Origin of the sequence: Arsenicicoccus sp. oral taxon 190 (assembly GCF_001189535.1) — a bacterium.
Lineage (GTDB): Bacteria > Actinomycetota > Actinomycetes > Actinomycetales > Dermatophilaceae > Arsenicicoccus.
Genome location: NZ_CP012070.1, coordinates 517,268 through 537,097, shown reverse-complemented (window position 1 = coordinate 537,097; position 19,830 = coordinate 517,268). Strand labels below are relative to the sequence as shown.

Sequence of the window (19,830 nt, the reverse complement as noted above, 5' to 3'; positions counted from 1 at the left end):
GCGGCGTGGAGCGCGAGCACGGCGTCGTGCGCGACTTCCCCGCGGGTGGGCTCGGGTCGCGCGCGCGGGCGTGGCTCGACGGTGACGCCGAGGTGCGCCGCTACCAGGAGCCGCGGTATGCCGCCACCGTGCAGCTGGTGCGCGAGGCGCGCACCGGTGGTGCCCCGGGCGGTGGGTCTGCCGACGGTGTCGAGGTGTTCATGCTGCGCCGCGTCGCCTCGATGGCCTTCGCGCCGCGCATGATGGTCTTCCCCGGCGGCGGGGTGGACCCGCGCGACGCCGACCCCGCCCTGGTGGCCGACCACTGGGCCGGGCCGTCGCCCGCGCGGTGGGCCGAGCGGATGGACTGCCCCGAGGACGTCGCGCAGCAGCTGGTCGTGGCGGCGGTGCGGGAGGTCTTCGAGGAGTGCGGGGTGCTGCTGGCCGGGCCCGATGCCGGCTCGGTGGTCGCCGACGTGCGCGACGCCGGCTGGCACGCCGACCGGGTGGCGCTCGAGGCGCGCGAGCTGTCCTTCACCGAGCTGCTGCGGCGGCGCGGGCTGGTGCTGCGGTCCGACCTGCTGTCCTACCGCGCCCACTGGGTCACCCCGGAGTTCGAGCCGCGCCGCTACGACACGGCGTTCTTCGCGGCGCTGCTCCCGACCGGGCAGGTCCCCGACGACGCCACCTCCGAGGCCGACGCGGCGGGGTGGTGGCGCCCGGCCGACGTGCTCGCCGGCGCGGCCGACGGCTCCGTGCTGATGCTGCCGCCGACGATCGTGGCGGTCGAGGAGCTGGCCCGCGCGGCCTCCTCGGCGGCCTTCGTCGCCGAGGAGCCCCTGGTCTGGTCGATCTCGCCGCACCTGGTCGAGGACGACGAGGGCGGCATCTGGATGCGGGCGCGGGTGCCCGACACCGGAGCCGCCTCGTGACCGCCCCCGGCGCCCGGCTCGCGCCACCGCCCCCGACCGCCACGCCCTGGCTCGGCGGCGCGGTGACCGAGCGGGCGACCTGCGTCCTCGCGCCCAACCCCGGGCCGATGACCCTCGACGGGACCAACACCTGGCTGCTGTCCGAGCCGGGCAGCGAGCAGGTCGCCGTCGTCGACCCCGGCCCCCTCGACGAGGCTCACCTGCAGGCGGTGCTGGCGGCCGCGACCGCACGAGGGGCCCGGGTCACCCACACCCTGCTGACCCACGGCCACCCCGACCACGCCGAGGGCGCGGCGAGGTTCGCGGAGCTGACCGGGACCACGGTGCGCGCGATCGGCAGCGGGCCGCAGGACCTGCACGAGGGCTCCGTCATACGGGTCGGGGAGCTGGAGGTGGTCGTGCTCGCGACCCCCGGCCACACGGGCGACTCCGTGTCCTTCGTGGTCGCGGCCGACAACGCCGTGCTCACCGGAGACACGCTGCTCGGGCGCGGCACGACGGTGGTGGCCCACCCGGACGGGGTCCTCGAGGACTACCTGGCGTCGCTGCGACGGCTGCGGTCCCTCACCGGCTCCGGGGCCGTCACCCGCATCCTGCCTGGTCACGGGCCCACGGTGACGGCCGCCGACCACGCCGTGGCCTACTACCTGCAGCACCGCGCGGACCGGCTCGATCAGGTGCGGTCTGCCCTCGCCGCGGGGGACACGACCGCCGACGAGGTCGTCGCGCGGGTGTATGCCGACGTCCCCCGCGAGGTCTGGCCCGCGGCGCGGCTGAGCGTCCTCGCCCAGCTGGGCTACCTCGAGCGGGGTCAGCGGGCGCGGCGGTAGAGCCGCTCGATGTCGAGCAGGACGACCGCCCGCGCCTCGAGCCGGATCCAGCCGCGGCTCGCGAAGTCGGCCAGCGACTTGTTGACGGTCTCGCGGGAGGCGCCCACCAGCTGGGCCAGCTCCTCCTGCGTGAGGTCGTGCGCCACGAGGACGCCGTCCTCGCACGGCCGGCCGAACCTGCGCGACAGGTCGACCAGCGCCTTGGCCACCCGGCCGGGCACGTCGGTGAAGACCATGTCGGCGAGCGACTCGTTGGTGCGCCGCAGCCGCCTGGCCAGCGCCTGCAGCAAGGTCAGCGACAGGTCCGGGCGACCCTGCAGCCAGGTGCGCAGGCTGTCGTGGCCGAGCCCCACCAGCTCGGTCTCCGCCACCGCCGTGGCCGTCAGGGTGCGCGGGCCCGGGTCGAAGAGCGACAGCTCCCCGAACATCTCGCCCGGACCCAGCACGGCAAAGAGGTTCTCGCGGCCGTCGCCGGAGGTGCGGCCGAGCTTGACCTTGCCGTCGCGGATCACGTAGAGGGCGTCCCCCTGGGCGCCCTCGTGGAAGAGCACCTCGCCGCGCTCCAGGTGCACCGGACTCATCGAGGCCTGCAGCGCGCCGGCAGCCTCGTCGTCGAGCGCCGCGAAGAGCGGAGACCTTCTCACCACGTCGTTGTCCACGCGGTCATTGTGCCACCAGTCACGTGCAGGCACCGGAAGTCCTCCCCCGGGGTATGTCGGCGCCCGCGGGTAGCCTGACGCCGTGGCCACCCTCGATCCCGCCTCGCGACCCACCCCGACCGGGGAGAGCGCGCTCGCCCTCACCCGTCGCGCCCGCAAGATCTACCGCGTCCTTCACGACACCTACCCCTACGCGATCGCCGAGCTGGACTTCACCACCCCGCTCGAGCTGCTCGTGGCCACCGTGCTGTCCGCCCAGACCACCGACGTGGGGGTCAACAAGGTCACCCCCACCCTCTTCGCGCGCTATCCCGACGCCGCGGCGTATGCCGCCGCCGACCGCACCGAGCTCGAGGAGCTGATCCGCCCGACGGGGTTCTTCCGCGCCAAGACGGACTCCCTGATCAAGCTGGGCGGCGCGCTGGTCGAGCGGTTCGGCGGGCAGGTGCCCGGGCGGCTCAAGGACCTGGTCACCCTGCCCGGGGTGGGCCGCAAGACCGCCAACGTCGTCCTCGGCAACGCCTTCGACGTCCCCGGCATCACCGTCGACACCCACTTCGGTCGGCTCGCGCGCCGGCTGGGGCTCACCGACCAGGACGACCCGGTCAAGGTCGAGCACGAGGTCGGCGCGCTCTTCCCGCGCAAGGACTGGACCATGCTGTCCCACGTCCTCATCTACCACGGCCGGCGCATCTGCCACGCCCGCAAGCCGGCGTGCGGCGTGTGCCCCGTCGCCGGGCTGTGCCCCTCCTACGGCGCGGGCGAGACGGACCCGGTCAAGGCCCGCAAGCTGGCGGCCTACGAGCTGGCGCCCGGCGCGCCCTGGCCCGCCCGGCTCGGCGCGGCGCCCAGCGGTCTGGCCGCCCGCTGGGCCGAGGAGGTCCGGTGACCGAGCGGCGGGACGGCTTCTGGGACCGCGAGGACCCGCTCAGCCCCCTTGACGACGGCACGGAGCGGGCGGGGGGTGCGGCATACGTGGACCGGGGGCCCACGGCGGAGCGGCCCGACTGGCTGGACCACCTCGTGACCCAGATCGGAGCGACGCCACCGAGCTACTACTCCCGGTTCCTGCCGCCGGAGGCGGGGGCGGGGCGGCGTGCGGGGGTGCTCGTCCTGGTCGGGCCCCGCGACGACGACCCCACCCAGCACGACGTCGTGCTCACCGAGCGCTCCCACACCATGCGGTCCCACGCCGGGCAGGTGGCCTTCCCCGGCGGCTCCGTCGACCCCGGCGACCGCGACGTCGTGGACGCGGCGCTGCGGGAGGCCGCCGAGGAGGTCGGGCTGCGGCGCGACACCGTCGAGATCCTGGCCACCGTGCCCGAGCTCTACATGCCGCACCGCGACTTCGGGGTGACCCCGGTGCTGGGCTGGTGGCGGTCGCCGCACCCGCTGTCCCAGGGCGACCCGCTCGAGGTGGCGTCGGTGCTGCGCGCTCCCATCAGCGAGCTCGTCGACCCCGCCAACCGGTTCGTGGTGACCCACCCCAGCGGCTACCGCGGGCCGGCCTTCGAGGTCGACGGGCTGCTCGTGTGGGGCTTCACCGCCGGCGTCCTCGCCAAGCTCCTCCACCTGTCCGGCCTCGAGCAGCCCTGGGACACGGGCCGGCTCGAGACGCTGCCGGACCGGATGTGGGGCTGACGCGTGGATCCCCTGCTCGTGGACGTGCTGCTGGCGCTGCTGCTGCTGTCGGCCGCCCTCAACGGGTGGCGCCACGGCTTCGTGCTCGCGACCTTCTCGACGGCAGGGCTCGTGGGTGGGGCGGCGCTCGGGATGTGGCTGCTGCCGCCGCTGCTGGACGACGTGGCTGCGCTGCAGCGCTCGCTGCCGCTGCGCGCCGGGGCGCTGTGCCTCGGGGTGCTGGTGATCGCGAGCCTCGGGCAGCTGCTGCTCGGCCGCCTGGGGGCGGGACTGCGGGCTCACAACCGGCTGCGGCCCACCCAGCTGGTCGATGCCCTCGCGGGCGCGGTCGCGTCGGTGCTGGTGGTGGCCGCGCTGGCCTGGTTCGCGGGGGACACGCTGCGGCTGGCGGCGCCGGGCGGCGTCGCGCGGACCGTGGCCGGCTCCCGGGTGCTGCGGGGCATCGACGCCGTCATGCCGGCGCAGGTGGGACGGGTCTTCGCGGGGTTCCGCAGCCAGCTGGAGGCCAGCGACTTCCCTCGCGTCTTCGAGGGGCTGGGCGCCGAGCCGATCGCCCCGGCCCAGCCGCCCGACCCGCGCGTCGCCCAGACCCCCGGCGTCGTCGCCGCGCGGCGCTCGGTGGTCAAGGTCGTCGGGGACGCCCCGTCCTGCCGCCGCCAGCAGGACGGCAGCGGCTGGGTGACCGCGCCCCACCGCGTCGTCACCAACGCCCACGTGGTCGCCGGCACCACCCAGGTGCGTGTCCAGGCCGGCGGCGAGGGCCGCGCGTATGCCGCCACCGTCGTGGCCTTCGACCCCCGCCTCGACGTGGCCGTGCTGCTCGTGCCCGAGCTGCAGGCCGCCCCGCTGCAGGTCGCCGGCACCCTGCCGGCCAACGCCGGCGCCGTGGTGGCCGGCTTCCCCGGTGGCGGGCCCTACCGACTCGGGGCAGCCCGGGTCCGGTCCGTGATGGCCGCGCGCGGGTCCGACATCTACGGCAGCGCTGGCGCGCTCCGCCAGGTCTACTCCCTCTACGCCACCGTGCGCCCCGGCAACTCCGGAGGCCCGCTGCTCACGACCGACGGACGCGTGGCCGGCACGATCTTCGCGCAGTCGGTGGACGACCCCAGCACCGGCTACGCCCTGACGACCAGCGCGACCCAGGAGGCCGTGGCGGCCGGTGCGACCAGCACGGCGCCCGCCGCCACCGGCCGCTGCACCGTGGGCTGACCGACCGGCTGGCGACGAATCCCGCACCCTCGGGTGTGCCTGTGGTCGCCTCGGGGCCTGTCAGCGACGCAAACCGCACCTTCGGGTGTGGTTGTGGTCGGGTGGGCGCCCCTGCCCGCCCCCCTTCCCTGCCCCCTTAACCCGTTGAGAGGCGACAAACCGGGGTCATCCAGGTCCGCTGACCCCGGTTTGTCGCCTCTCAACGATGGGGGGGTGTGGTGCTGGTCGATCGGGGGCCCATCGGGCGCCCTCAGCGTGGCAGCGCGGCCAGCCATTCGCCGATCGCGGTCGAGACCCGCACCGGCGCTTCCTCGGCGACGAAGTGGCCGACGCCCGGGAGCAGGTGGGCGTCGAGACCGGCGGCGGCATACCGCATGGACCCGCCCATGGTCTCGGGCAGCACGGCTCGATCCTGCGCTCCGTGCAGGTGCAGCACGGGCACGGTGATGGGGCGGCGCAGCGCCGCCGCCCAGCGTCGCCCGGAGACCCACAGCTGTGACCGGGCCATCCAGCGGTAGTACTCCGCGGCGGAGTGCGCCACGAAGGGCAGGGCCATCTGGTCGGCATACCGGCTCGTGATGGCCACGTCCAGCCAGTTCGCGCCGGGCGCCGACCACTCCGTGAGGAGCCGGGCGACGTATCCCGACGCCGGGTCGCCCATCTGCCGCTCGGGCACGAACGGCCGCTGCAGCCCCGCGAAGGTGCGGCCCGCCTGGAGCTGGGTGGGCAGAGTCAAGGAGGCCGCGCGCAGCGCCAGCGGGTGCGGGCACCCCAGCGCCACGACCGCGCGGGTGACGTCGGGTTGCAGCGAGGGCATCGACCACGCGATCCAGGCACCGAGACCCTGGCCGATGACGACGGCCGAGCCCTCGCCGAGGGAGCGCACCACGCTGGCGGCGTCCGCGGCCGACGTGAACGTGTCGTAGCCCACCGGTGGCTTGTCGCTGGCACCGAATCCCCGCAGGTCGAGCGCCGCGACCCGCCACCCCGCCTCGGCGAGCGTCACCAGCTGGTGACGCCAGGCCCACCAGAACTCGGGGAAGTCGTGCAGCAGCAGCACCAAGGGGCCGTCGCCCAGCTCGGCCACGTGGAAGCGAGCGCCGTTGGCCGACACGAAACGATGCCGCCACGGCCCCTCGACCAGGGTGCTGGCGGCATCGCGCATCGTGCCATCGGTCATCGCCGCCATCCTTGCAAAGCGGGGCGGCCGGTGCGAGCGACACGCAAACGGCCGGGCCGCCCCTCGCGAGGAGGGGCGGCCCGGCCGCGGGCGATCGAGGTCAGACGCGCGTGGACGTCGCGTCCGTGTCGGTGCGGGTGACCGAGTCGGCATCGACGCGGTGCGCGCCCTGGGTCTCGCCGGCGACCCGGCCCGTGTCCGTGGTCGAGTGCGCGGTGGTCGAGTGCGAGGTGTAGGAGGCCGAGCCGTAGGAGGACGCCGACGGCGAGGTCGTCGACGCGGACGACGCGGCCCCGGGGATGCTGGGCTTGAGGGCCTCGACGGTCTCCTGCGCGTTGCGGATCGTGCGCTCCGGCTTGAACTTCGCCTTGGCGAGGGCGCCCTTGCCGATCATCGCGAGGATGCCGGCCACGACGAGCAGCAGCACCGCCACGATCAGGAACGCCAGCCAAGGGGCCAGCCCGAGGGCGATGAGGCCGTAGGCCAGCGCGATGAGCAGCAGGATCAGGGCGAGGAAGGCGAGGACCCCCGCGCCGGCGAACATGCCGATGCCCTTGCCGGCCTTGGCGACGTCGGTCTTGACCTCGGACTTGGCCAGCTGGATCTCGTTGCGCAGGATGCTCGAGACGTCCTGGGTCGCGTCGGCCACGAGCTGGCCGATGGTGCGCGCGGACGTGTCGTGCCCGTAGGACCGCGCCTCACGGTCGCGGTAAGCGCGACGGGCCTCGTGCTCCTGCTCGTTGTACGACGTCGACATGGGGGTGCTCCTCTGGTGGCTCGGCGAGCGATCCGATGGTCTCCCGCGATCGGTCATGTCATGCACACATTCAGCAGAAACCATACCCACAACGGGTGTCGGCAGCAGGAACTCCGCACACTCGCCGGTCCGTCCCGCCCGTCGAGGCGCATCCGACCGCTGCCTCACGCCAGCAGCAGCCCGACCAGCACGGCCACGCTGAAACCGATCTCCAGCAGCCCCACCTGCAGCGGCGTGATCCGTCGTCCCCGCAGCGGTCCCAGCACCGGCATGAGCCACGCTCGCGCGGTGGCCAGTCCCAGCACCACGGCCAACCCCCACCGGGCCACCCCCGAGACGCCCGCCGGTATGCCGGACCATGCCGCCGCCACCAGGGCTGCGGTCGCGGCCGCGTGGTAGCCGATCGATGCCCGCCACCACGAGCGTTGGCCGCGCTCGCGGATCATCGTCTTGACGTAGACCACCGTCCCGACGAAGTAGGCCAGCTCGACGATGGTCGCGAAGACCACGACACCGAACCGTTGGGCCGGGACCGCCCCGGCTCCCCGGGCGACGTCGGCGACGGCGCTGAGGGCGCCCAGCGGCGCCCGGGCCGGCAGCCCCGCGCTCCACAGCACCGGGGTGAGGAGGCAGGCGGCGGCCACGGTGACCACGCCGCTCAGCAGCGCTCGGTCCCGCCGCTGCGACGCCAGCCACAGCGCCACCGCGAGCAGGGGCGCCGCCACGAGCAGCCACCCCGCGAGCCCGGGCCCCGTCGCCAGCACGCCGAGGCCGAGGAGGGCGCCGGTGGCGGCATACGCGCGCACCGGGGGGAGATAGCGCGGCTTGCGACGCGCCTTGAGCCACAGCGTCACCGCGTTGAGGGCGAGGTAGCCGACGAGGGTGACCCCGAGGACCGGGAGCGCCACCCAGCGCCAGCCGTGGTCGCGCACCAGCAGGGTGGTGCCGACGACGGCGGGGACGACGAGCATCGCCCAGGCTCCGTGCTGCTGCGGCACCCACCCGGGCGGTCGTGGGGCGCGGCGCGTCATGACGACAGCGTGCCACCCCGGCCGCCGGCGCCCGCGGCGGGGTCGTGCCGCTCGTAGACGTCCGGCACGCCGCCGGCGTCGAGGTCCTCCGCCTCCCGGGCCTCCACCAGCGCGTAGTGGCGGTTGCGCCGCCGCAGCACCACGGTCGCCAGCACCGCCGCCAGCAGCGACCCGACGAGCACCGCGAGCTTGACGTGCTCGTCCCGCGGCGAGCCGGGGCCGTAGGCGAGCTCGCCCACCAGCAGCGAGACGGTGAAGCCGATCCCGGCGAGCAGCGACAGCCCCGCGAGGTCGGACCAGGACAGGTCCTCGTCCAGCTCGGCGCGGGTGAACCGCGCGAGCAGCCAGGTGCCCCCGAGGATCCCGACGAACTTGCCGACCACGAGCCCCGCCACGACGCCCTGGGCCGCGGGGTCGCGCACCGCGTCGCCGAAGCCGCCCCCGACCACCGTCACCCCGGCCGCGAAGAACGCGAACAGCGGCACCGCGAGGCCCGCGGAGACCGGCCGGACCCGGTGCTCGAGCCGGTGCCCGACGTCCACCGGGGTCACCAGGCCCAGCAGGACGCCGGCGACGGTGGCGTGCACGCCCGACAGGTGCACCAGCCACCACGTCACCAGCGCCAGCGGGACCAGCAGCAGCGGGGAGGTCCAGCCGCGCCGCGTCGCCAGCGCGAAGAGCAGCAGCGGCACCAGCGCCCCGAGCAGCGCCCACACCTGCAGCGAGGAGGTGTAGGCCACGGCGATGATCGTGATGGCGATGAGGTCGTCCACCACCGCGAGGGTGAGCAGAAAGGACCGCAGCGCCGACGGCAGGTGCGTGCCGATCACGGCGAGCACGGCGAGCGCGAACGCGATGTCGGTGGCCGTGGGCACCGCCCAGCCCCGCATCACGTCGCCGCCCCCACCACGGATCCCGGTGACCGCCAGGAAGATCAGCGCCGGCAGCAGCACCCCGGCGCATGCGGCCGCCACGGGGACGGTGGCCTTGCGAGGGTCGGACAGGTCGCCGCGCGTGAACTCGTGCTTGAGCTCGACGCCCGCCACGAAGAAGAAGATCGCGAGGAGCCCGTCGGCGGCCCAGTGGCCGACGGACAGGTCCAGGTGCAGGGCGGCGGGCCCGAGGTGCAGGTCGCGGAGCGCGGCATACGACTCGCGCCAGGGGGTGTTGGCCCACACGAGGGCGGCGAGGGCGGCGACGAGCAGCACGGCTCCGCCGACGGTCTCGGTGCGCAGCGCGGCCGTGATGCGCTGGGTCTCGGCCCAGGTGCCACGGCTGAAGAGGCGGGAGGGGGTGGACATGCGGGGGCCTTCCGGATGAGGGGTCGAGAGATCACGTCGCCGACCAGACTTCCCGGCACACCAGTCGACCATCCTATCGCGGCTGCGACCGCCGGGGCTCATGTCCACCCCATGACCTCCCCGGGAAGGTCCGGTGAACACCTCGGGCGGCTGCACCGCAACGGCCGTCCGGGCCGGTCCGGCGGGTGACCATGGGTTCATGGCGTATGGCGACGGCCCCGGTCCCCTCGCGCTGGCCCACCGCGGTGGTGCCCAGCTCGCACCGGAGAACACCCTCGCGGCGTTCGAGCGTTCGGTGGCGCTCGGCGTGCGCTACCTGGAGTCCGACGTGCGGCTGACGGCCGACCGGCACCTGGTGTGCTTCCACGACGAGACGCTGGACCGGGTGACAGACGGCACCGGCCCGGTGGCGGCGCGGACGCTGGAGCAGGTGCGGCGGCTGCGCGTCTGCGGCCAGGAGCAAGTGAAGTCCAGCAGAGTGGTGTACGACGGACCTGAGTGAGCGCGTGCCTCCAACGTAGGCGCGGCCACCGGGTGGATCCTTCGAGTGATCTGCGAAAACCGACTCGAAGAAGGAACCACAACGATGACCGCTGTACCCAGTATCGACCCTGCCCGCTTCCTCGACGAGCAGCTGTCCCAGGCGAGCCCTGATCTGATGCGGGAGCTGCTCACCACGTTCGTCAACGCACTGCTCTCCGCCCAGGCCGACGCGGTGTGCGGCGCCGGCTACAACGAGCGGAGCCCGGAGCGGGTCAACTCCCGCAACGGCTACCGCCACCGCGACCTCGACACCCGGGTCGGGACTCTCGACGTCGCAGTGCCCAAGCTCCGCCAGGGAAGCCTGTATCCGGAGTGGCTGCTCGAACGCAGGAAGCGTGCCGAACGAGCACTGACCAGTGTGGTGGCGACCTGCTACCTGCTCGGGGTCTCGACCCGGCGGATGGACAAGCTGGTGGCGACCCTCGGCATCACCGGGTTGTCGAAGTCCCAGGTCTCGGTGATGGCCAAGGAGCTCGACGAGCAGGTCGAGCAGTTCCGCACCCGTCGGCTCGAAGAGGCCGGGCCGTTCACCTTCGTCGCCGCCGACGCGCTCGTGCTCAAGGTCCGCGAAGGTGGGCGGGTGGTGCCGGTGCACGTGCTGGTAGCCACCGGCGTGAACGCTGATGGGCACCGCGAGATCCTCGGCGTGCAGGTCACCACCAGCGAGGACGGCGCCGGCTGGCTCGCGTTCTTCCGCGACCTCACAGCCCGCGGCCTGGCCGGCGTCAAGCTCGTCACGTCCGACGCGCACGCCGGGCTCGTGAACGCGATCGCCGCGACCATCCCGGGCGCTGCCTGGCAGCGCTGCCGCACCCACTACGCAGCGAACCTGATGTCCGCGACCCCAAAGTCGTCCTGGCCATGGGTCAAGGCGTTGCTGCACTCGATCTACGACCAGCCCGACACCGACGCCGTCCACGCCCAGTTCGACCGTGTCGTCGACGCCCTGGCCGAGAAGCTTCCCGCCGTCGCCGAACATCTCCAGGACGCTCGTGCCGACATCCTCGCGTTCACGCCGTTCCCAAAGGAGGTCTGGCGTCAGATCTGGTCGAACAACCCCAACGAACGGCTCAACCGCGAGATCCGCCGACGCACCGACGTGGTCGGGATCTTCCCCGACCGCGCATCCATCATCCGGCTCGTCGGCGCCGTCCTGGCCGAGCAACACGACGAGTGGGCCGAAGGCCGCCGCTACCTCGGACTCGACGTCCTCGCCCGCGCCCAAGCCGTCGACACCCAGCACGCCGAGGAGGTGAGCACCGACCTCGAACTTCAGGCCCTCACGGCCTGACCGACACGCCCAACCGAGGGATCAACCTCATACACCACCCCAGCGGACTTGACCCAGGAGCAGGTGCCGACCCTGGCGGAGGCGCTGGAGGCGTTCCCGGAGGCCTGCTTCTCCGTCGACCTCAAGGACGAGGTGGCGCTGGAGCCGCTGGTCCAGCTGCTGCGGATCCGCCGTTACCGCGAGCGCGTGTGCGTGGCAGGCGCGTGGGACGGCTGGTTGCGGCGGGTGCGGGAGGGTGCCCCCGGCGTCGCCACGTCCCTCGGCTGGCGCTCGCTGACGACGCTGATCGGCTGCTCGCGCATGGGGATCCCCGTGCCGCAGTGGATCGGGGCGGCGCCGTTCGCGCACGTGCCGATCCACCTGGGTCGGGTCCCGGTCTTCGTCGAGGAGGTCGTCCACCTCGCCCACTCGGTGGGGGTGCGCGTCATCACCTGGACCTGCAACGACCCGGTGGTGATGGACCGGCTCTACAGCCTCGGCGTGGACGGCGTCATCTCCGACCGCCCGGACCTGCTGCGCGAGGTGCTCGTGGCGCGCGGGGACTGGGCGCCCATGCCCGGCGGCGCGGTCCGGGTGTCCACCGCGCGTCGGCGGGAGCTGTCGGGCAACCTGTGATCGACGGGACGCGTCTCGAGGACGGGACGAACCTGGATCGAGGTGGTGCTCGTGGTCGAGGACCTGGAGGCGCTGGTCGCGGAGGCCGGGCCGGTCGTGTGGCGCTGCGCCACGGCCGTGCTGCCCCCTGAGGTCGCGACGGACGCGACGGCCGACGTGCTGGCCCGGTTGGCCCGAGGGCCTCGGCTGCCCGACGAGCAGCAGGTCCGCGCGACGACGACGAGGTTGCTGGCGCGCTGGTGCCGGGACGAGGACCTGCCCGTCCCCGGTGCCGACGAGCTGCGCACCATCTGGGCGCAGGCCCGCACCCGCGCCGTCGACGGCTCCTGCCCGGTCACCCCCGACCACCTACGAGACCGTATGTCGGCCGCCCGCCGTCAGCGGTGGTTGGCGCTCGGCGCGGTCACCGTCGTCCTCGCCGGCGCCGGGTGGCTGGCCGTCGACGGTGTGGCCCGGATCCAGGGGACGCCCGCGCCGTCACCGACGGACTCCTCGACGAGTGCCCCTTCGACGGGTGCCGCCCCGACCCCGAGCGAGAGCCTGGGCCCCGACGGCCAGGTGGACGTGGGCCGCGCCTACCGCGCGGCGCTGGACACCGCGGCGGGGCGTGCTACCTCGGTGCTGCCCCGGCTGGAGCAGGCGGGTCGGCGGGTCCGGCTGGTCCGCGCGTCCGGGACGGCGATGCTTGGTGCGCTGGGGCCGTTCGGCCCGGCTCAGACGGGGGTGATGCCCCTCGGGCCGGACGGCGGCGTGGTGCTGCTGATCGAGCCCGGGTCGGCGGACCAGCCCGGGGGTCTGGCCCCGCAGATCTGGTGGTGGCGCGGGGAGTCGCCCCCGGGGCGGGTCAGGTCCGGGGACGTGCTGGGGCTCGCGGGCAGCCCCGACGGCAGCCGCCTGGCCTTCGTCGACGCCCCGTCGGGGCCGGAGGGCGCCGGCCAGGGCCTGCGCCTGCGGGTCATCGACACCGGCTCGGGCCGCGAGGTCGCCCAGCAGGGCGTGCCGGGCGGCACGAGCGTGGTGGCCTGGGTCACGACGGGGGTGCTGCTGGTGACCCCGCTGCCGGAGAGCACCACCCCCACGACCGGTGCGGATGGCAGCGTCACCGTGGACCACAGCCAGTCGCGGCAGCGGCACCTGCTGTGGCAGCCGGGCCGGGCGCCGCAACCGGTGGACGTCCCCGTGACCACCGCCCTCGCCGCGGACCTCTACGACCCCGGCCACCTGCTGCGCGCCGACGCCGGCGACCAGTGTCTTCACCGGGTACCGGTCAGCGACCTCGGCCGCCGGGGACGGGAGTGCGCCGAGCAGGTGCAGGTCACGAGCCCCGACGGCTCGCGGGTGGTGCAGCCGGGGCCGCTGCCCAGCATCCGCGACGTGAAGACCGGCGCCGTCACCACCTATCGCGGCGACAACCTGGCGCTGCGCTCGCCGACCGCCACAATCCTCGCGTGGGAGGACGACCAGCGGGTCCTGGTGCAGGTCACGAGCGAGCAGACCGAGCGTTCGCCGGTGCTGCTGCGGTGGGACACCACCAGCGACACCGTCGAGCGGGTGCCCGGCCCGGTGCTGGCGGTGGACCCCCGCCAGCACCGAGCCGGCTAGGTGGTCAGCGCTGCGCCATACCCTGCTTGATGAAGTCCATGACGGACGCATCGGTCAAGGTGGTGGCGTCGCCGATCTCCCGGCCCTCGGCGACGTCCTTGAGCAGGCGCCGCATGATCTTGCCGGAGCGCGTCTTGGGCAGCTCGGACACGATCATCACCGACTTGGGCTTGGCGATCGGGCTGATCTCCTGCGCGACGTGGGCCCGCAGCTCCTCCACGGTGGAGTCGGTCTGCTCGGCGCCCTCCCGCAGGATCACGAAGGCGCACACCGCCTGGCCGGTCATGTCGTCCGCGGCCCCGACGACGGCGGCCTCGGCCACCGACGGGTGGGAGACCAGCGCCGACTCGATCTCCGCGGTGGAGAGCCGGTGGCCCGAGACGTTCATGACGTCGTCGACGCGGCCGAGCAGCCAGATGTTGCCGTCGGCGTCGTACTTCGCGCCGTCCCCGGCGAAGTAGTACTTGTCGCCGAACCTGCTCCAGTAGGTGTCCTTGTAGCGCTCCGGGTCGCCCCAGATGCCGCGCAGCATCGACGGCCACGGCTTGGTGAGCACCAGGTAGCCGACCTTCTCGGCCTCGGTGAAGGGCTCGCCGGCGTCGTCGAGGATCTCGGCGCTGATGCCCGGGATCGGGCGCTGCGCGGAGCCCGGCTCGAGCGAGGTGACCCCCGGCAGCGGGCTGATCATGATGCCGCCGGTCTCGGTCTGCCACCAGGTGTCCACGATGGGGCAGCGGTCGCCGCCGATGTTCTTGCGGTACCACAGCCACGCCTCGGGGTTGATGGGCTCGCCCACCGACCCGAGCACCCGCAGCGAGGACAGGTCATACCTCGCGGGGATCTCGGCGCCCCACTTCATGCAGGTGCGGATCGCGGTCGGCGCGGTGTAGAGGATGGTGACGCCGTACTTCTGCACGATCTCCCACCAGCGGCCCTGGTGCGGGTGGTCGGGGGTGCCCTCGTAGACGACCTGGGTCGCGCCGTTGGCGAGCGGGCCGTAGACGAGGTAGGAGTGCCCGGTGACCCAGCCGATGTCGGCGGTGCACCAGTAGACGTCGGTCTCGGGGTGCACGTCGTGCACGATCGCGTTGGTGTAGGCCGCCTGCGTCAGGTAGCCCCCCGAGGTGTGCAGGATGCCCTTGGGCTTCCCGGTCGTGCCGGAGGTGTAGAGGATGTAGAGCGGGTGCTCCGCGGGCATCGGCTGCGCCTCGTGCTGGTCGCTCTGCCGGTCCACGAGGTCGTGCCACCACACGTCGCGCTCGGACCACTCGACGTCCGCCCCGGTGCGGCGCACCACGACGACGTGCTCGACGGGGGAGTCGTCCCCGGAGACGGCCTGGTCGACGGCGGCCTTCAGCGGCGCGACCTTGCCCTTGCGATGCTGCCCGTCCGCGGTGATGACGACGCGCGCCTCGGCGTCGGCCACCCGGGAGCGGATCGCGTCGGCGCTGAACCCGCCGAAGATCACCGAGTGGGGCGCGCCGAGGCGGGCGCACGCCAGCATCGCGACGATCGCCTCGGGGATCATCGGCAGGTAGATCGCCACCCGGTCGCCCTTCGCCACGCCCAGCTCGGTGAGCGCGTTGGCGGCCTGGGACACGCGCCGTTGCAGGTCGGCATACGTGATCGTCTGCGTGTCGCCCTCGGCGCCCTCGAAGTGGAGGGCGACGCGGTCGCCATTGCCGGCCTCGACGTGGCGGTCGACGCAGTTGTGGGCGACGTTGAGCTCGCCGTCGGCGAACCACCGCGCGAAGGGGGCGTCGCTCCAGTCCAGCACCTGCGTGAAGTCCTTGCTCCACGTCACGTAGCGGCGGGCCTGCTCCGCCCAGAACCCCTCGTGGTCCGCCTCCGCCTGCTCGAAGAGCTCGGCCCGCCCGACGGCCTGCTCGGCGAAGGCCGGGTCCGGCGGGAACTGCTGGTGGTCGTGCGTGGCGCTGCCCTGCTGGGCGGTCTCCTGCTCGGACACGGTCGCTCCTCCTCGAGACGGTGGTGACCTCCTTCATATCCCGGGCCCCCGGCCGCCTGCCAGGCGAGGTCGCCCAGTGGTCGCTGCGCGTCGGTCGGCGGCGGTGCGGGTGTGACACGATGCGAGGGTCCCGTTGGCGGCCGCAGCGGTCGCGTCGTTGGAGGTGGCATGTCGTCGCTCGACCTGACCCCGCTCACCCCTCCCGAGGGGGAGGGCGCCGCGACCGCAGGCCGTATGCCGCCCGCCACCGCCTCCCAGTCCGCCACCTCCCAGCCCGCCGCCGCCCAGGCGCCGGCCGGTCCTGCCGTGGACCCGGCGACGGCGGAGGCGCTGCGCCGCAACGCCGGGGCCTTCGTGCGGGACGTGCTCGCTCTGGACCCGCACTCCCCGGCGCTCGACGCCCGGGTCCGGGACATCACGACGATGGGGGACGCCGAGGTGGCGGCGTCCGCGCAGCTCTCGCGGCGGATGCTGGACCGGCAGGCCCGCGCCGCGTCGGTGGGGCGCCGTCAGGGCGGCCCGGAGCAGGCGGCGTCCGAGCAGCTGGTGCAGCTGCGGCGCGAGGTGGAGGCCCTGGACCCGGCCGACCTGGACAAGCCGGCGCGCAAGCTGCTGGGGCTCGTCCCGATGGGCGACCGGGTCGCCGACTACTTCGAGCGCTACTACGCCAGCCAGGACCGCATCAACCTGCTCATCCTCGCGCTGCGCACCGACCAGGACGAGCTGCGCAAGGACAACGCCGCGATCGCGGGGGAGAAGGCCAACCTGTGGCGGCTGATGGGCCAGCTGCAGGAGTACTCCCTGCTGGCCGGCGCCATCGACGACCAGCTGGAGCGGGCCCTGGCGCAGGTGGCGGCCCCGGAGCAGGTGGCGGCGCTGCGGGACCGGGTGCAGCGTGCCGCCCGTCAGAAGCACCAGGACCTGCTGACCCACATCGCTGTCTGCACCCAGGGCTACCTGGCGCTGGACATCGTGCGGTCCAACAACGAGCTGCTCGTGGCGGGCATCGACCGGGCGGCGAGCACGACGCTGGCGGCGTTGCGCACCGCCGTCGTCGTGTCCGACGCGCTGCGCGGCCAGCGGCTGGTGCTGGACCGGATCCAGGGGATGGACCGCTCGTCGACCGGGATGCTGGAGGATGCCGCGGGCCGGGTGGCCGGCACCGCCGGGTCCGGGGAGGCCGGCGGGATCGGCCGGCTCAAGCAGGCCTTCGGCGAGGTGTATGCCGCGCTGGACGACACCGCCGCCGCCCACCAGCGCGGGGCCGAGGCGGAGGAAGCGGCGCGGCGCTCGCTCGGCCAGGCCCCGCCGCTAGGCTGACCTCGTGGCTGGCAACCCTGTGACGCGCTATCTCGCGTCCACCAAGAACATCGTCGGATCGGTCCTCGGGCTCGGCGCGGCGGCCGTCACGGTGCCCACCGATCTCGCGGGTGGCTGGTGGCCCGCCGCCGTGGTGGGGGCGTATGCCGTCGGCGCCGCCGTCGCCCCGGGGGTCCGGCGACGGCGCGGGCTGGTCACCGGCACCCAGGGCACCCAGCAGCTGATCATGGAGCTGCGCACCGAGCTGCAGCGGCTCGTCGACCAGACCGACAAGGTGTCCAACCGGCTCCCGGAGGAGGGCTATCTGGCCTTCCACCGCGTGGTCGCGGTGCTGCGGGACATCCTGCAGCGGGCGGAGCAGCTGGCGACCTCCCCGGACGACCTGCACGTCGTGGACCGCACCATCCGGGACTACCTGCCGACGTCGCTGCAGGCCTACCTCAACCTCCCCTCGTCCTACGCCCGCGAGACCACCCTGGCGGACGGCCGAACCCCGGCCCAGGAGCTGGTGCACCAGATGCAGGTGCTCGAGCAGCGGCTGGGCACGGTGCAGAGCGCCATCTACGCGGGGGACGCGCAGACCCTGGTCGACCAGGGCCGGTTCCTCGAGGAGAAGTTCCACGAGTCGCGGCTGGACTGAGCGTCCGGCTCACCGGGGCCAGGCGAGTCAGGCGGGCCAGCGAGTCAGGCCGGGGCGGCCCACCGCTCCAGGGCGCGCTGCTCACCCCGTATGACGCGCCCGCCGAAGACCAGCGCCAGGCCGAAGGCGACGGCACCGGCCCCGACCGGCACGGCGAAGGCCTCCGAGGCGCCCCACGCCTCGACCGCCGCGCCGCCGAGGAAGGACCCGGAGGAGACGCCGAGCAGCATCCCGGTCATCACGATCGTCATGCCCTCGTTGATCTGCGACGGCGGGACCAGCCGCTGGGCCAGCATCGTCGAGGTGATGAGGGTGGGGGCGATGGCGGACCCGGCGACCAGCACGACGGCGGCGAAGGTCCACACGTGGTCCACGGCCAGCACCGGCAGCAGCAGCAGGAACATCGCGAGGGTGCCCCACCGCAGCCGACGGGCGATGGCGCCGGTGACCGGGATCGCGCCGTAGAGCAGCGCCCCGACCAGGGACCCGCCGGCGAAGCAGCCGAGCGCCACACCGCCGAGCTCCTTGGCGTGGTGCTCCTCGGCGAAGGCCAGCGCGACGACGTCCATGGACCCGAAGATCGCGCCGGTCAGGGCCAGCGTGACGGCGAGCACGAGCAGACCCGGCGCCCGCCAGGCGCGCCCGGTGTGGTGCTCCCCGGCCTCGTGGACCGGCGGCTCCGTGGCGGTCTGCAGGGTGAGGCCGACGGTGCCGACGGCATACAGCGTGACGGCGAGCAGCAGACCGGCCTCGGGGAAGACCATCGTGGCGAGCGCGCCGCCGAGGGCCGGGCCGAGCATGAAGCAGGACTCCTCGGCCACCTGCTCGAAGGAGTTGGCGGTGTGCAGGGCCCGTGGGTCACCCGCGAGCAGGTGCGCCCAGCGGGACCGGACGAGGGTGCCGACCTGCGGCATCACGGCGTTGCCGAGCGCCCCGACGACCAGCAGCCAGGCGGGGGCGCCGCGCCAGGTCGCCACCAGCAGGCCGCTCAGCACCGCGACGGAGACCAGGGCCAGGGGCAGCGCCACGCGTCGCTGGCCACGGCGGTCGATGAGGCGACCGATCAAGGGGCCGGCGAGCGCCATACCGATGAGACCCACCGCCGAGATCGCCCCCGCGAGGCCGTAGGACCCGCGTCGGGCCGAGAGCATCGCGATGATGCTGACCCCCATCATGGCGCCGCCGAAGCGGGCGAGGTAGCCCGACAGCATGAACCTGCGCGCCCCCGGCACCCGGAAGAGCGACCCGTAGGTGTCGCTGAACGACGTCACCGGCAGCTCACCCCAGCCCGAGGAGGCGCAGCAGCGCGGCCGCGAGGGCGCCGAGCACCACGACGACGATGAAGGGGAGCCGGAGCAGCAGCGCGATGCCGGCGACGACCAGGGAGCCGAGGCGGGCGTCGACCACCACGGTGCGGCCGGTCACGAAGGCGTTGGCGGCCACGAGCGCGGCCAGCAGCCCGACCGTCATGGTGGATGAGACCCGCGCCACCAGCGGGTGCTCGAGGTGGTGGCTCGGCACGAGGTAGCCGGACAGCTTGGTCAGGTAGCAGACGAGGGCTGCGAGCAGGATCGCGCTGGTCAGGGTCATGCCGGGCCTCCTGCCGACTCGGGGTCCGGGGACGGGTGGCCGGGGCGCGGCGGGCGCCGCACCAGGGCCAGCAGCAGCGCCACGACGGCGGCGACGATGATCGGGATGCCGCTCGGCAGGCTCGGGGTGACCAGGACCGTCGCCAGCGCGCACACGACGGCCACCGCCTGCCCCTCGCGGCGGCGCAGGCGGGGCCAGAGCAGCCCCAGGAAGCCGGCCACGGCGGCGCCGTCGAGCCCGTAGGTCTTGGGGTCGCCGATGGCGTCGCCGAGCAACGCTCCGGCGAGGGTGAAGAGGTTCCACAGCAGGTAGATCCCGACCCCCGCGGTCCAGAAGCCCCGGCGCTCCTCCTCGGGCGTCTCCTGCGCCACGGCCGTGGCCGTGGACTCGTCGATGGTCACCTGGGCCTGCAGCGGGCGCAGCGGCCAGGAGGGCCGCAGCAGGGCGTTCATCTGTATGCCGTAGAGCGCGTTGCGGATCCCGAGCAGGGCGGCCGTCGACAACGCCGTCACGGGGGCGCCGCCGGCTCCCACGACCCCGATGAAGCCGAACTGCGAGCCCCCGGTGAACATCAGCAGCGACAGCAGGCAGGTCTGCCACACGTCCAGCCCCGCGCCGACGCCGAGGGCGCCGAAGGAGAGCCCATAAAGCCCGGTCGCGGCCGCGATCGACAGACCCATCCGGGTGGCGGGGGTGAGACTGGGCATGATGCCCAGGATCGCACGAGCGCAGGGCGGCCCACGA

At 73.9% G+C, this 19,830-nt stretch carries 20 protein-coding genes; 11 read left to right on the top strand and 9 right to left on the bottom strand.

Annotated elements, in window-relative coordinates:
* Positions 1-5 precede the first annotated feature (5 nt).
* Together ADJ73_RS02540 and ADJ73_RS02535 are read left to right on the top strand one after the other, a co-directional pair.
* Complete coding sequence (locus tag ADJ73_RS02540) at positions 6-911, top strand: NUDIX hydrolase (protein WP_082176687.1); 906 nt, start codon at positions 6-8, stop codon at positions 909-911.
* Entirely contained in the window at positions 908-1,741 is an 834-nt protein-coding gene (locus ADJ73_RS02535) for an MBL fold metallo-hydrolase (RefSeq protein WP_050346963.1), read from the top strand. Before ADJ73_RS02540 ends, ADJ73_RS02535 begins: the two co-directional genes overlap by 4 nt.
* Here ADJ73_RS02535 and ADJ73_RS02530 read toward each other — a convergent pair.
* On the bottom strand, positions 1,723-2,400 hold the full coding sequence (locus tag ADJ73_RS02530) for a Crp/Fnr family transcriptional regulator (RefSeq protein WP_050346962.1): 678 nt from the start codon (positions 2,398-2,400) through the stop codon (positions 1,723-1,725). The two genes, ADJ73_RS02535 and ADJ73_RS02530, sit on opposite strands and share 19 nt — an antisense overlap.
* Before the next feature lie 82 nt (positions 2,401-2,482).
* Here ADJ73_RS02530 and nth point away from each other — a divergent pair, with 82 nt between their 5' ends.
* Genes nth through ADJ73_RS02515 form a run of 3 tightly spaced genes read left to right on the top strand, consistent with a single transcriptional unit; the run spans position 2,483 to position 5,250 of the window.
* The gene (gene nth / locus ADJ73_RS02525) at positions 2,483-3,289 is read left to right on the top strand and encodes an endonuclease III (protein WP_082176686.1); all 807 of its coding nucleotides are present in this window, start codon (positions 2,483-2,485) and stop codon (positions 3,287-3,289) included.
* Positions 3,286-4,041: an NUDIX hydrolase gene (locus ADJ73_RS02520; protein WP_253272648.1), complete on the top strand. Its 756-nt coding sequence runs from the start codon at positions 3,286-3,288 to the stop codon at positions 4,039-4,041. The genes nth and ADJ73_RS02520 overlap by 4 nt, the downstream gene beginning before the upstream one ends.
* 3 nt (positions 4,042-4,044) lie before the next feature.
* Complete coding sequence (locus ADJ73_RS02515; RefSeq protein WP_050346961.1) at positions 4,045-5,250, top strand: MarP family serine protease; 1,206 nt, start codon at positions 4,045-4,047, stop codon at positions 5,248-5,250.
* Positions 5,251-5,500: 250 nt separating this feature from the next.
* Here ADJ73_RS02515 and ADJ73_RS02510 read toward each other — a convergent pair whose 3' ends face one another.
* From ADJ73_RS02510 to nhaA, 4 genes are all read right to left on the bottom strand, one after another.
* On the bottom strand, positions 5,501-6,430 hold the full coding sequence (locus tag ADJ73_RS02510) for an alpha/beta fold hydrolase (protein ID WP_253272647.1): 930 nt from the start codon (positions 6,428-6,430) through the stop codon (positions 5,501-5,503).
* A 100-nt stretch (positions 6,431-6,530) separates the two neighbouring features.
* Positions 6,531-7,187 (bottom strand): phage holin family protein, encoded by a 657-nt coding sequence (locus ADJ73_RS16430; RefSeq protein ID WP_082176685.1) that lies wholly within the window; start codon positions 7,185-7,187, stop codon positions 6,531-6,533.
* Positions 7,188-7,351: 164 nt separating this feature from the next.
* Positions 7,352-8,218: a YwiC-like family protein gene (locus ADJ73_RS02500; RefSeq protein WP_082176684.1), complete on the bottom strand. Its 867-nt coding sequence runs from the start codon at positions 8,216-8,218 to the stop codon at positions 7,352-7,354.
* The gene (nhaA, locus tag ADJ73_RS02495; protein ID WP_050346959.1) at positions 8,215-9,519 is read right to left on the bottom strand and encodes a Na+/H+ antiporter NhaA; all 1,305 of its coding nucleotides are present in this window, start codon (positions 9,517-9,519) and stop codon (positions 8,215-8,217) included. The genes ADJ73_RS02500 and nhaA overlap by 4 nt, the downstream gene beginning before the upstream one ends.
* A gap of 199 nt (positions 9,520-9,718) precedes the next feature.
* Between nhaA and ADJ73_RS02490 the strand changes: the two genes are divergently transcribed.
* From ADJ73_RS02490 to ADJ73_RS02475, 4 genes are all read left to right on the top strand, one after another.
* A complete protein-coding gene (locus ADJ73_RS02490; protein WP_082177104.1) occupies positions 9,719-10,021 on the top strand; it encodes a glycerophosphodiester phosphodiesterase in 303 nt (100 codons plus the stop codon).
* Positions 10,022-10,105: 84 nt separating this feature from the next.
* On the top strand, positions 10,106-11,353 hold the full coding sequence (locus tag ADJ73_RS02485) for an IS256 family transposase (RefSeq protein ID WP_050346957.1): 1,248 nt from the start codon (positions 10,106-10,108) through the stop codon (positions 11,351-11,353).
* Between the two features lie 48 nt (positions 11,354-11,401).
* The gene (locus ADJ73_RS02480; protein WP_156188077.1) at positions 11,402-11,968 is read left to right on the top strand and encodes a glycerophosphodiester phosphodiesterase family protein; all 567 of its coding nucleotides are present in this window, start codon (positions 11,402-11,404) and stop codon (positions 11,966-11,968) included.
* A gap of 51 nt (positions 11,969-12,019) precedes the next feature.
* Complete coding sequence (locus ADJ73_RS02475) at positions 12,020-13,570, top strand: hypothetical protein (protein ID WP_156188076.1); 1,551 nt, start codon at positions 12,020-12,022, stop codon at positions 13,568-13,570.
* A gap of 4 nt (positions 13,571-13,574) precedes the next feature.
* On the opposite strand, the gene acs is transcribed toward ADJ73_RS02475, so the two are convergent.
* A complete protein-coding gene (gene acs, locus ADJ73_RS02470) occupies positions 13,575-15,536 on the bottom strand; it encodes an acetate--CoA ligase (protein ID WP_050346954.1) in 1,962 nt (653 codons plus the stop codon).
* Positions 15,537-15,704: 168 nt separating this feature from the next.
* Here acs and ADJ73_RS02465 point away from each other — a divergent pair, with 168 nt between their 5' ends.
* The gene (locus tag ADJ73_RS02465; protein ID WP_050346953.1) at positions 15,705-16,856 is read left to right on the top strand and encodes a toxic anion resistance protein; all 1,152 of its coding nucleotides are present in this window, start codon (positions 15,705-15,707) and stop codon (positions 16,854-16,856) included.
* Between the two features lie 4 nt (positions 16,857-16,860).
* The gene (locus tag ADJ73_RS02460) at positions 16,861-17,496 is read left to right on the top strand and encodes a hypothetical protein (protein ID WP_156188075.1); all 636 of its coding nucleotides are present in this window, start codon (positions 16,861-16,863) and stop codon (positions 17,494-17,496) included.
* 44 nt (positions 17,497-17,540) lie between these two features.
* On the opposite strand, the gene ADJ73_RS02455 is transcribed toward ADJ73_RS02460, so the two are convergent.
* Genes ADJ73_RS02455 through ADJ73_RS02445 form a run of 3 tightly spaced genes read right to left on the bottom strand, consistent with a single transcriptional unit; the run spans position 17,541 to position 19,793 of the window.
* Positions 17,541-18,767, bottom strand: a complete 1,227-nt coding sequence (locus tag ADJ73_RS02455) for an MFS transporter (RefSeq protein WP_050346951.1) — start codon at positions 18,765-18,767, stop codon at positions 17,541-17,543.
* 7 nt (positions 18,768-18,774) lie between these two features.
* Positions 18,775-19,086, bottom strand: coding sequence for an AzlD domain-containing protein (locus ADJ73_RS02450; RefSeq protein ID WP_050346950.1), 312 nt, complete (start codon positions 19,084-19,086; stop codon positions 18,775-18,777).
* Positions 19,083-19,793: an AzlC family ABC transporter permease gene (locus tag ADJ73_RS02445; protein WP_050346949.1), complete on the bottom strand. Its 711-nt coding sequence runs from the start codon at positions 19,791-19,793 to the stop codon at positions 19,083-19,085. Before ADJ73_RS02445 ends, ADJ73_RS02450 begins: the two co-directional genes overlap by 4 nt.
* Positions 19,794-19,830 lie beyond the last annotated feature (37 nt).